This window comes from Modestobacter sp. VKM Ac-2983 (genome assembly GCF_026967885.1).
Lineage (GTDB): Bacteria > Actinomycetota > Actinomycetes > Mycobacteriales > Geodermatophilaceae > Modestobacter.
Genome location: NZ_JAPVBK010000001.1, coordinates 420,474 through 431,176 on the forward strand (window position 1 = coordinate 420,474; position 10,703 = coordinate 431,176).

The following is a 10,703-nucleotide window of genomic DNA, read 5'->3' on the forward strand; positions in this document are numbered from 1 at the left end:
ACCTGGACATGGCAGCTGACGAACCCCGCTCCGGCCTCGGACCCCGACCCGATCTCGAGCCCCGATCAGACCTGGCCCCTCGCTCAGACCGGGCTCCTCGCTCAGACCTGGACGGCCGGGCGGCGCCCGACTGGCTGGTGCGCTGCGCCGCCGTCGGCGGGCGGCTGCTGGTGCTCGCCGTCCTCGTCTGGCTGCTCGCCGGCCTGGCCGTGAAGCTCACCCTGGTGCTCGTCGCCGTGCTGACCGCGCTGTTGCTCGCCGGGGTGGCGGCGCCGGCGGTGCGCTGGGCGAGCAGCAGAGGCGTGCCGCGGTGGGTCTCCGCGGGCGTCGCCGTGCTGCTGCTCCTCGTGGTGCTGGCCGCCGCGGGGTTCGGTCTGGCCGCCCGCATCGCCTCCCAGCTGCCCCAGCTCCGGGACGCCCTGGACCGGGTCTCCACCCAGCTCTCCGACCGGTTCGGCATCTCCATGCCGTCCCTCGGCGACCTGATGGGCGGCGGGGGGCAGGGCAGCTCCGGCGTCACCGAGCTGATCGGGCCGGCCAGGACCCTGCTCGAGATCGTCCTCGGCGTCTTCCTCGCCCTGGCGCTCGCGTTCCTCTTCCTGACCAGCGGTCCGGGCATGTGGCGCTGGCTGGTCGACAAGTTCGGCGGCGCGCTCCGGGAGGACGTCGACGCCGGCGGGCGGGCGGCGTGGGGCACGGTCGGCGCATACGTGCGGGGGCTGACGATCGTGGCCCTGTTCGACGCGGTCGGCATCGGGGTCGGTCTGCTGCTGCTCGGCGTCCCGCTGGCGCTGACCCTCGCCGCGCTGCAGTTCGTCGCCTCCTACATCCCGACCATCGGTGCCTTCGTCGCCGGCGCGGTCGCCGTGCTGGTCGCCTACGGGACCTCGGGGCTGGGCACCGCCGCGCTGGTGCTCGGGCTGGTCGTGCTCGTCCAGCAGCTCGGCAACGACGTGGTCGAGCCCTACGTGATGAAGAACCGGCTGCCGATCAACGCGGCCATGGTGCTGATCGCCGTGACGGCGGGTGGGCTGCTGTGGGGCCTGGCGGGCGCCCTGCTGTTCGTGCCCCTCCTCGCGGCGGTCTCCGCGGCCGGCCACGAGGTGTGGACGCGGCACGGATCACGCCCGATCGCCGGCGGTTGAGCGTCGCCGTCGCGGGACGAGCGGCTCCTGGGTGCCTACCCTGGTCGGGGCCGCCACCCGGCGCGGCACCGGCACCGAGCGAGGAGGACTGCGCTGTCCGAGGACGACACGACCGCCACCGGCACTGCCGAGGACCAGGCTGCCGTGCTGCTGTTCGTGGGCGGGCCGCTGGACGGCCGGGTGGAGCTCCGCGAGGCGCGCCACGGCGAGCCGCTGCCGACGATCACCCACACCCACCTGCACGGCGGGCCGAAGGTGGTGCACCGGTACGACCTGCGGTCGCTGACGGACTCGGCCGGCGTCTACCACTTGCGGCCCCGGACCTCGCGGGACGGCGACGGCGCCACCGGCTGACGCCTCCGTCGTCAGCCCCGCAGGCGCCGCACCTCGACGGCGACCTGGTCGAACCGGTCCCGGCCGAGAACAGCGCCTTCCCGCCGGACGTCGTCCGGGTCGATCCGCAGGACCCGGTCGATCCGCACCTCGCTGGGCCGGCCCTGCCGGTCCCATCCGCCGCTGCCCACGTCGACCCAGTGCCGGCCGTGCCGGGCCTCGTCGCTCGCGTCCCGGTCGTGGTCCTTGCTGGTCAGCATGAGGCCGAGGAGGGCATCGCCGTCCCGCCCGACGACCAGCACCGGCCGGTCCTTGCCCCGTCCGTCGCCCTCGTCGAACGGCACCCAGGTCCAGACGACCTCGCCCGGATCGGGGCGTCCGTCGGCCCGAGGCGCGTAGTCCAGGTCCAGGGGACCGGTGTAGTCGGTCGCCAGGTGGATCCGCCGGGGTGGCGCTGCCGGGGGCAGCGGAGCCCGCGCGGGGGGCGCCGAACCGGGGGCGGCCCACTCGGGGAGGGACGGCGACCGGTCGCCGGGACGCCTGCGCGTGCGGCTGCTGCGCCGGAGGCTCCGGCTGCCCTCCTGGACGACGACGTCCACCAGTCGCCCGAGTGTTCTCCGCCAGCTGCTGCCCGCCACCCTCGGCACGGTAGGCGATGGCCCCCGCGACGCGCCGGACGAGGACACGCCGGGCTGCGCGTCGGCGGTCCGGCGCGCGCGTCTCCACGGGAACGAGACGGGTGTGATCCTCGTGACAGCTGATGCGTGGACGTCATCGAATTGGTCACGACATCGGATCGGTCGGGCTCTCCGGGGTCACACTCGTGGCGGCGACCTGATCGCGGTCGCCACGGGGGAGAGGGTCGCGAGATGACCATGGTCGAGCCGGTCCACCCGGCGGAGGTGCTCGTGCCGCCGGCGGTGCGCGCGAGCGCACTCGCTGCCTGGCAACTGGTCGAGGACGCCCGCTACCGGACGCCGGACCGGCAGCGGCGCAACGAGCGGCGGCGCCTGCTGGCCCAGCGCGCCGTGGCCGACCGCAAGGCCGAGCGAGAACACCCCCTCGACTGATCGGCCCCGGTCCGCAGCCCTGCCCAGGCTCAGCCTGCGGCCGCCCTCACGTGAGGCAGAGCTCGTTGCCCTCGGGGTCGGCGATCGTCACCCAGCGGTGCGGGCCCTGGTGCCCCTCGTGCAGCACCGTGGCCCCGCGTGCGGTCAGCCGTGCCACCTCGGCGTCCACGGCCTCTGCGCCCACGGCCACGTCCAGGTGCACCCGGTTCTTGATCGTCTTGGGCTCGGGGACGAGCTGGAACAACACCCTCGGCGCAGCGCCGGTGGGGTGGTTGATCGCCGCGCCGGCCGTCCAGACGAGCTGGCCGTCGTACTGCATGGTGTCGGCCTCGGTCGCGAGGCCGGTGTCGACCATGCGGCGGATGAAGGCCTCGTCGGTGGGTTCTCGTTCCCAGCCCAGCGCCTCCGCCCACCAGTCGGCGAGCGGGTGGGGCGCGATCGAGTCGACGGTGACCTGGAAGGTGTGTGCCATGCCGGGCATGCTGCACCCGGCCACCGACAGGAGCTAGAGCTCTCGGGCGAGGTCCGCGCGGATCGTCGCGTCGTCGGGCAGCGGGGTCTCCAGGGCGCAGTGGTCCTTGAGCACCTGGCCGAACGGCGTCATCGTCGAGCGGTCGACCTGGGCCTCGGGGTCCCACAGCCGTGAGCGCATCAGCGCCTTGCCGCACTGGAAGTAGGCCCGCTCCACGTGGACGACCAGGACGGAGCGGGGTTCGCGGCCGAACTCGGTGAAGTCGATGCCCAGGTCGCCGGCGCCGGCGAGGGACGTCGTCCCGTAGACCTTCAGCGTCTCCTCGCAGCCGGGCACGAAGAACAGCAGCGCCGCCCGTGGGTTGGCGACCAGGTTGCGCAGGCCGTCGACCCGGTTGTTGCCCTGCCGGTCGGGCAGCGCCAGCCGGTGCTCGTCCAGCACGTGCACGAAGCCCGGCTCACCGCCGCGCGGGGAGACGTCGGGCCAGCCCTCGGCGTCCGCGGTCGCCAGCGTGGCGAACGGCGAGTGGCCGATGAAGGCCCGGCAGTGCTCGTCGACCCGGTCGATGACCTTGTCGAGCACCAGTTGGGAGGGCGCCCGGTAGGCGGCCAGCACCTCGAGGTCGGCAGCGGCGGTGTCGGCAGTCACGGCTCCGACGGTAGCGGCCGGGCTGCCGGCCCGGTCGGTAGCCTGGCCCCTCGTGCCTGCGGTGTGGAGTGCCCCGGTCCGGTTCGTCGAGTGCGACCAGCAGGGCGTGGTGTTCAACGCGCACTACCTGACCTGGGCCGACGAGGCGGTCAACGCCTGGTGGGTGGCGGTCGGCGTGCCCCACGGGGCGCTGGAGACCTGGGGCGTCGAGTACCTCGTGAAGGCCACCGCGCTGGAGTGGAGCTCCTCGGCCCGCCACGGCGACACGGTCGCGGTCGACGCCGAGCTGACGAAGCTTGGCCGCACCAGCCTGACGCTGCTGCTCACCGTGCGGGTGGACGACCGGGTCTGCTGCACCGTGCGGACCACCTACGTGGCAACCGCCGACGGCCGCCCGGTGCCGTGGCCGGACGAGGTGCGGGCCCGGATCAGCGCGCGCTGAACCCGCTGGCCAGCACCGGCAGCCCGACCGGCGGCCCGGCCTCGACCAGCCGCCACAGCGCGTCGGTGTCCGCGTGCTCGGTGATCAGGTCGCCCAGCGCGTCCAGCCGGGCCTCGCGGTGCTGGGCGAAGTCGGTGTCCGGGGCCGCGGTGAAGCGGCGGCCGGCGATCCGGGCGACCTCGGTGAGGAAGGCCCGGCGGAAGCCGTCGGACTCCAGCGCCCCGTGCCACGTCGTCCCGAAGACCGAGCCGGCGCGGGCGCCGTCCAGGAAGGGCTCGGCGCCGTCGTCCAGGTGCACCACGCCGTGGTGGATCTCGTAGCCGCGGACGGGCTGGCCGAGCGCCGAGCCGGTCGGCCGGCCCAGGGTCTTCTCCCGGGAGAAGGTGACCTCGGTGGGCAGCAGGCCGAGCCCGGGGACGACGCCGGCGCGGGACTCGACGTCGTCGCTGATCGTGCGGGCCAGCATCTGGTGCCCGCCGCAGATGCCCAGCACCGGGCGGCCCTCGGCGGCTCGCCGGGCGACGGCGTCGGCCAGCCCGGTCTCCCGCAGCCACTGCAGGTCGGCGACGGTGGACCGGGTGCCGGGCAGCACCACCAGGTCGGCGTCGGCGAGCTCCTCCGGCCGGGTGGCGTAGCGCAGCAGCACGCCCGGCTCGGTGGCGAGCGCGTCCAGGTCGGTGAAGTTGGACAGCCGGGGCAGCCGGGCGACCGACACCCGCAGCACGTCCTCCCCGTGCGGCGGGCCGGCGGGCGCGCGGACCGCGTCGACGCCCAGGGAGTCCTCGACGTCCATCTCCAGCCCGGTGCGCCAGGGGAGCACGCCCAGGGTCGGCCGGCCGGTGAGCGCAGCCAGTTGGTCCAGGCCGGGGGCCAGCAGCCGGGCGTCGCCGCGGAACTTGTTGACCAGGAACCCGGCGACCAGCGCCTGGTCGGCCGGGGGCATCAGCGCGACGGTGCCGTAGAGGGCCGCGAACACCCCGCCGCGGTCGATGTCGCCCACCACGACCACCGGCAACCCGGCGGCGGTGGCCAGGCCCATGTTGGCGATGTCGTCGGCGCGCAGGTTGATCTCGGTGGGGGAGCCCGCCCCCTCGCAGACCACCACGTCGAAGCGGGAACGCAGGTCGGCCAGGCAGGCCAGCGCCTGCTCCAGCAACGCGGCCTTCATCGGCCGGTAGGACAGCGCGGTGACGTCGGCGACGGCCCGCCCGAGGACGACGACCTGGCTGGCGTTCTCCCCGCCCGGCTTGAGCAGCACCGGGTTCATCGCGGCCTCGGGCTCCACCCGGGCGGCCGCGGCCTGCATCACCTGGGCACGGCCGATCTCGGCGCCGTCGGCGGTGACCATCGAGTTGTTGCTCATGTTCTGCGCCTTGAACGGCGCGACCGACACGCCCTGGCGGACCAGCCAGCGGCAGATGCCGGCGGTGACCACGGACTTGCCGGCGTCGGAGGTGGTGCCGGCGACGAGCAGCGCACCGCTCAGGGCTGTCCTCCCCAGCCGGCCCTCTCCTGACCGGACAGCTCCGCGATCGACTCCATCACCTGGTCGGTGACCTCACGCCGCACCCTGCCCTTGCCCGCCAGGCCCCGGTGCTCGGGGAAGGTCAGCGGCTTCCCGAAGGTCACCCGCACCCGGTGCGGACGGGGCCACCGGGCACCGACCGGCTGGACCTTGTCGGTGCCGTGCACCGCCACCGGCACCACGGGGCAGTCGGCGGTGAGCGCGAGCCACGCCACGCCGGTCTTGCCGCGGGCGAGCCGGCCGTCCCGGGAGCGTGTTCCCTCCGGGTAGACGCCGAACGCCTCACCGGCGTTCAGCACCCGCAGTGCGGTGTCCAGGGTCGCCTGGGCGGCCCGGGCCTCCTGCCGCTCGACCGGCAGAGCGCCCAGCGCGGTGAACAGCGTTCGGGTGAGCCACCCGCCGACGCCCGACCCCTGCCAGTACTCGGCCTTGGCCAGGTAGCCGACCTTGCGCGGCGCCATCAGCGGGATGGCGAAGCTGTCGATGAAGGAGAGGTGGTTGCTGGCCAGGATGACCGGGCCGGTGAGGGGCACGTTGGCCCGGCCGGTCACCTTGGGCCGGAAGGCGAGGATGAAGAGCGGTCGCAGCACGAACCGGACGAGCAGGTAGAACACGCCACCGTCCCCCTTCCTCGTCCCGGCCTGCGTGGCACGGGTCCCGGCATCTTCCCCCGTGACCGCCGGGCCGGGACGAGCGGGGGCGCTCAGACCGAGCGGCCGGGCGGGGACGCGTCGTGCAGGATCTCGCGCACGTCCTCGGGCAGCGGCTGACGGCCGCTGGCCGAGTCGATGATCGCGACCGCCACGTCGCGCACCTTGCGGTGCGTGTAGCTCGAGATGTGCGCCAGCAGGTCGAAGGCGACCTGGTCACCGCAGCTCATCAGCAGCATGAGGATGCCCTTGGCCTGCTCGATCGCCGCGCGGCTCGCCATGGCGTTGCGCAGCTGCTCGACCTCGGTCTCCAGGTGGCGCACGTGCTCGTCGTCGGACTGGGGCAGGTGCGCCTCGGTGATGTCGACGACCAGGCCGGTGAGGGCCACCACGGCGCCCGAGGCGTCGGTCTCCGGTTCGCAGACGAGCACCGCCGTCCGCTGCACACCGTCGGCGCGCACGACCCGGTGCTCGCGGGAGACCGCGGTGCCGGTGGTGCCGGCGACGGCGAGGGCCTCCCGGACGGCGGGGCGGTCCTGTTCGTGCACGTGTGCCAGCAGCAGCTGCCCGGACGGCTCCGTCGAGCCGTCCGGCACGCCGTACAGGGCGTGGAGCTCGGGGGACCACCACCACCGTTCGGTGGTCAGGTCGCCGCGGAAACGGCCGGCCGGACGGGGGGCGACGGAGTCGACGGTGTGGCGGATGCGTTCGGTTCGGCCGGCTGCCTGGCGCGCCGGCGGGGCGATGGGGCTGGGGCGGCGGTTCAGTGCGGAGGGTGTGGACATGGCGTCGGCCGATTCTCTGGTGGCGCACCGGTCTTCTTCGGTGGGGATCGCCGTGCCCGTGGTTTGACCGGGCGACCCATCGAGCCGTCGGACTCGACCGCTTCCGTGCTCGCGAAGCTACCGGGCGTGTGGACGCCGTGCACGCTCGTGGCGGGGGTGCGAACGAGACCCGGGCGGGTCTTACGGACGGTCACGGCTCGATGACTCAGACGACGGTGGGCGCCGGAGCCGCCAGGTGCCTGCTGCCCGCGCCGCCCAGCGTCTCGGCGAGGGAGGCGAGCACGTCGACCGCGGCGCGCAGCTCCTCGGCCGGTCGGGTGAAGGGCAGCCGCAGGTGGTCGTCGAAGGCGCGTCCGGTGCCGAAGGCCCGGCCCTCGGCCAGCAGCACTCCGCGGGGCGCAGCGCCGGCGACCAGGGCGGCCGAGCTCAGCCCCGGGGGCAGGGCACACCACAGCGAGAGCCCGCCCGACGGGGGGTGCACCCGCCACTGCGGCAGCCGGCCGGCCAGCGCACCCAGCAGCGCGTCCCGCTGGGTACGGAGCTGGTCGCGGCGCCAGGTCAGCACGGCGTCGAGGTCCTGCACCAGGGTGGTGGCCGCCAGCTGGTCGAGGAGGCCGACGGAGAGCTGGCGGCGCCCCAGCACCGCGCCCAGCCGTGCGGCCAGGGCGGCGTCGGTGCGCAGCCAGCCGATCCGCAACCCGCCCCAGACCGGCTTGGCGAGCCCGCCGACGGTCACCGTGGCGGCGTCCGGCAGCCCGGCGGCGTACGGGGGCAGCGGCCCCTCGTCCAGGTGGAGCTCGGCGCACGACTCGTCCACCAGCGTCAGCACCCCCTGCTGCCAGAGCGTCGCGGCCAGCCTGCGGCGCCCGGCGGCGGACAGCCGGGCGCCGGTCGGGTTGGTGAAGTCGGGGATGAGCACGGCCATCCGCGCGCCGCTCTGCCGCGCGGCGAGGTGCGCCGCCTCGACCAGGTCGTCGGGCCGGCGCTCGTCGACCGGGACCGGCACCAGCCGGGCGCCCACGCTCTCCACCAGGCGCAGCGCGCCGGGGTAGCTGGGGTGCTCGACGAGCACCCGGTCACCCGGCTCCAGCAGGGCCTCGGCGACCACCGCCGAGGCATCGCCGACGCCGGAGGTGACGACGACCTGGTCCGGGTCGGTCGGCAGGCCGCGGGCGGTGAACCGGTCGGCGATCGCAGCGCGCAGCTCGGGCAGGCCCCCCGGCGCGTACCCGTGGCCGGCGGTGTACGCCGGGAGCCGGTGCACCGCCTGTTGGTAGGCCGGCTCCAGGTGCGGTGCCGCGGAGGGTGCTGCGTGGGCGAGGTCGATCAGACCGGGGACGTCGCGGGGCAGCCAGCCGGCCGAGGACGAGTCCCCGCCGGGCACCTCGACCACCGTGCCCGACCCCTGCCGGGTCCGCGCCCACCCCTCCTCCCGCAGCACCCGGTAGGCCGAGGCGATGGTGACCCGACTGGTGACCAGGGCCGTGGCGAGGTCGCGCTCGGCAGGCAGCCGGGTGCCCGCCGGGAGCTGACCGGCCAGCACGAGCTCGCGGACCCGCCGCGCCAGCCCGGCGTACCGCGGGCCCGGCAGGGCGGTGACCGGCCCGATGAGCGCGGCGACCTCGCGCGCCGAAGTGGTCTGGGATGCGACGACTGGCATGGGGCCACTGTGCCGGATTGGCCTGCTCCGTGGGGCTGTTCTCGGTGCCAGTCTTGCCCGTATGACACCTGGAACCGGTCTCCTCGTCCTGATCGGACTGTTCCTCGTCCTGGGTGCCCTCGCCGGTCACACCCTGCAGGTGACCCTGCGCGGGGGGCTGGGGCCGGCTGATCCGCCGGCCAGTCACCCGCGGGTCGACCCGGCCGGCTTCCCGACGCCGCCCGAGCCGCGGGGTGCGCTCCGCCGCCGTCCCCGGCCGGCCGGTCAGGCGGAGCGGCCCCGGCGCCGCAGCCCGCTCAGCGCGGCGAGGGCGGCGGCCGCCGTCCACACCGCGCGGGACAGCCGGACCGCCCGGCGGATGTCCCCCCGCGCCGGGGGCTGACCGTCGCCCAGCGTCGGTCGCTCCTCCACCCGGGCGCCGTACACGTTCCGGCCGCCCAGCCGCAGCCCGAGGGCGCCGGCCAGCGCGGCCTCGCACCGGCCGGCGTTCGGGCTGGGGTGCGCGGCGCCGTCCCGCTGCCAGGCCCGCCAGGCGCCGGTGGGCGACCCGCCGGCCACCGGCGCGACCGCCACGGTCAGCGCGGCGGTGAGCCGGGCCGGCAGCCAGTTCAGCACGTCGTCGAAACGGGCCGCGGCCCAGCCGAAGCGGGCGTACCGCGGCGACCGGTACCCGACCATCGCATCGAGGGTGTTGGCCGCCCGGTAGGCCAGCAGCCCCGGCAGGCCGGCGACCGCGCCCCAGAAGAGCGGGGCGACGGCGGCGTCGGAGGTGTTCTCCGCGACCGACTCGACGGTGGCCCGCACCAGCTCCGGCTCGCCGAGACCGCTCGGGTCGCGGCCGGCCAGGGTCGGCAGGTGCGCCCGGGCGGCCGGCAGGTCCCCGGCGGCCAGGTGCCCCGCCATGGTGTCCGCCGCCCGGCCCAGCGAGGTGCCGCCCAGCACGGACCAGGTGGCCGCCGCGGTCACCACCGTCCGGGCGATCGGCCGGCCCGCGGTGCCCCGGTGCAGGACGGCGCCCAGGGCGGCCGCCGCCCCGACGCACACAGCGGTGTGGCCGGCGCCCGCCACCCGTGAGTCGCGCCAGACCGAGCGCTCCAGTGCGGCGGCCGCCCGCCCGAAGCCGGCGACCGGGTGCCCCCGGCGCGGATCGGCCAGCAGCAGGTCGGCGAGGGCGCCGAGGGCGAGCCCGGCGGCGGTCGGAGCGGGCCGGGTGCGCATCGCGGTCACTGTAGGCAGCGGGTGAGTCCCTAGGATCGACGGTCATGCGCCTGCCCGGCCGTTACGACGGCGTCGCCCGGCCGATCGTCACCTATGGCAGCAACCCGGTGCTGCACCGGCCGTGCGCCCCGGTGACCGAGTTCGACCGGGAGCTGCGGCACCTGCTGCTGGACATGTTCGCGAGCATGTCCGCCGCCGACGGTGTCGGGCTGGCGGCCAACCAGATCGGTGTCGACGCGCGGGTGTTCGTCATCGACTGCCCGGACGCCGACGGGGAGGACGTCGTCGGCTACGTGGTGAACCCGGTGCTGACGGTGCTCGACCCGGTCGGCGAGGAGCCGGCGGTCGAGCTGACCGAGGAGGGCTGCCTGTCGGTGCCGGGCCCCTATGCGGAGCTGGAGCGTGCCTTCCGCGCCCGGGTCGACGGCGTCGACGTGCACGGTCAGCCCACCGCGATCGAGGCGACCGGCATGGCCGCGCGCTGCCTGCAGCACGAGGTCGACCACCTCGAGGGCACCGTCTACGTGGACCGGCTGCCGGAGGAGACGCGTGAGCGGCTGCTGGCCGAGGCCGCCGGCCCCGAGGGCGACCTGCCCGCGTGAGGGCCGAGGGAGCATCGCAGGGAGCGCCAGCGACCGAGGAGCGGACCGAGGTCCGTCATCACGCTCTCGGGGGCACCGTGAGGGCCGAGGGAGCATCGCAGGGAGCGCCAGCGACCGAGGAGCGGACCGAGGTCCGTCATCACGCTCTCGGGG

At 75.4% G+C, this 10,703-nt stretch carries 13 protein-coding genes; 5 read left to right on the top strand and 8 right to left on the bottom strand.

What is annotated here, in order from left to right; translation table 11 throughout:
- Positions 1-137 precede the first annotated feature (137 nt).
- Together O2W18_RS01930 and O2W18_RS01935 are read left to right on the top strand one after the other, a co-directional pair.
- Positions 138-1,145, top strand: coding sequence for an AI-2E family transporter (locus O2W18_RS01930; RefSeq protein WP_269185893.1), 1,008 nt, complete (start codon positions 138-140; stop codon positions 1,143-1,145).
- A gap of 144 nt (positions 1,146-1,289) precedes the next feature.
- Entirely contained in the window at positions 1,290-1,499 is a 210-nt protein-coding gene (locus tag O2W18_RS01935; RefSeq protein ID WP_269172259.1) for a hypothetical protein, read from the top strand.
- An 11-nt stretch (positions 1,500-1,510) separates the two neighbouring features.
- Here the strand turns inward: O2W18_RS01935 and O2W18_RS01940 are convergent, their stop codons facing one another.
- Complete coding sequence (locus O2W18_RS01940) at positions 1,511-2,116, bottom strand: type II toxin-antitoxin system PemK/MazF family toxin (protein ID WP_269185894.1); 606 nt, start codon at positions 2,114-2,116, stop codon at positions 1,511-1,513.
- A gap of 231 nt (positions 2,117-2,347) precedes the next feature.
- Between O2W18_RS01940 and O2W18_RS01945 the strand changes: the two genes are divergently transcribed.
- Positions 2,348-2,548 (top strand): hypothetical protein, encoded by a 201-nt coding sequence (locus tag O2W18_RS01945; RefSeq protein ID WP_269159702.1) that lies wholly within the window; start codon positions 2,348-2,350, stop codon positions 2,546-2,548.
- 46 nt (positions 2,549-2,594) lie between these two features.
- Here the strand turns inward: O2W18_RS01945 and O2W18_RS01950 are convergent, their stop codons facing one another.
- Both O2W18_RS01950 and O2W18_RS01955 read right to left on the bottom strand, forming a co-directional pair.
- Positions 2,595-3,020 carry a VOC family protein gene (locus O2W18_RS01950; protein WP_269185895.1) on the bottom strand — a complete coding sequence of 142 codons (426 nt, stop codon included), beginning with the start codon at positions 3,018-3,020 and terminating at the stop codon, positions 2,595-2,597.
- A gap of 33 nt (positions 3,021-3,053) precedes the next feature.
- Positions 3,054-3,668 carry an MSMEG_1061 family FMN-dependent PPOX-type flavoprotein gene (locus O2W18_RS01955; RefSeq protein WP_269185896.1) on the bottom strand — a complete coding sequence of 205 codons (615 nt, stop codon included), beginning with the start codon at positions 3,666-3,668 and terminating at the stop codon, positions 3,054-3,056.
- Positions 3,669-3,720: 52 nt separating this feature from the next.
- On the opposite strand from O2W18_RS01955, the gene O2W18_RS01960 reads away from it, so the two are divergent.
- Entirely contained in the window at positions 3,721-4,110 is a 390-nt protein-coding gene (locus tag O2W18_RS01960; RefSeq protein ID WP_269185897.1) for an acyl-CoA thioesterase, read from the top strand.
- Here the strand turns inward: O2W18_RS01960 and O2W18_RS01965 are convergent.
- The 5 genes from O2W18_RS01965 to O2W18_RS01985 form a co-directional block, all read right to left on the bottom strand.
- Entirely contained in the window at positions 4,097-5,611 is a 1,515-nt protein-coding gene (locus O2W18_RS01965) for a cobyric acid synthase (RefSeq protein WP_331254059.1), read from the bottom strand. The two genes, O2W18_RS01960 and O2W18_RS01965, sit on opposite strands and share 14 nt — an antisense overlap.
- Positions 5,593-6,249, bottom strand: coding sequence for a lysophospholipid acyltransferase family protein (locus tag O2W18_RS01970; protein WP_269185898.1), 657 nt, complete (start codon positions 6,247-6,249; stop codon positions 5,593-5,595). The genes O2W18_RS01965 and O2W18_RS01970 overlap by 19 nt, the downstream gene beginning before the upstream one ends.
- Positions 6,250-6,338: 89 nt before the next feature.
- The gene (locus O2W18_RS01975) at positions 6,339-7,070 is read right to left on the bottom strand and encodes a PAS and ANTAR domain-containing protein (RefSeq protein WP_269185899.1); all 732 of its coding nucleotides are present in this window, start codon (positions 7,068-7,070) and stop codon (positions 6,339-6,341) included.
- Positions 7,071-7,275: 205 nt separating this feature from the next.
- Positions 7,276-8,730, bottom strand: a complete 1,455-nt coding sequence (gene yczR, locus O2W18_RS01980) for a MocR-like transcription factor YczR (RefSeq protein WP_269185900.1) — start codon at positions 8,728-8,730, stop codon at positions 7,276-7,278.
- A 264-nt stretch (positions 8,731-8,994) separates the two neighbouring features.
- On the bottom strand, positions 8,995-9,948 hold the full coding sequence (locus O2W18_RS01985) for a cobalamin biosynthesis protein (protein WP_269185901.1): 954 nt from the start codon (positions 9,946-9,948) through the stop codon (positions 8,995-8,997).
- A gap of 44 nt (positions 9,949-9,992) precedes the next feature.
- On the opposite strand from O2W18_RS01985, the gene def reads away from it, so the two are divergent.
- Complete coding sequence (gene def / locus O2W18_RS01990) at positions 9,993-10,550, top strand: peptide deformylase (RefSeq protein ID WP_269185902.1); 558 nt, start codon at positions 9,993-9,995, stop codon at positions 10,548-10,550.
- Positions 10,551-10,703 lie beyond the last annotated feature (153 nt).

Coding starts and splice junctions, on each gene's coding strand:
- def (WP_269185902.1), top strand. CDS start 9,993: ATGCGCCTGCCCGGCCGTTACGACGGCGTCGCCCGGCCGATCGTCACC.
- O2W18_RS01945 (WP_269159702.1), top strand. CDS start 2,348: ATGACCATGGTCGAGCCGGTCCACCCGGCGGAGGTGCTCGTGCCGCCG.
- O2W18_RS01975 (WP_269185899.1), bottom strand. CDS start 7,070: ATGTCCACACCCTCCGCACTGAACCGCCGCCCCAGCCCCATCGCCCCG.
- yczR (WP_269185900.1), bottom strand. CDS start 8,730: ATGCCAGTCGTCGCATCCCAGACCACTTCGGCGCGCGAGGTCGCCGCG.
- O2W18_RS01950 (WP_269185895.1), bottom strand. CDS start 3,020: ATGGCACACACCTTCCAGGTCACCGTCGACTCGATCGCGCCCCACCCG.
- O2W18_RS01985 (WP_269185901.1), bottom strand. CDS start 9,948: ATGCGCACCCGGCCCGCTCCGACCGCCGCCGGGCTCGCCCTCGGCGCC.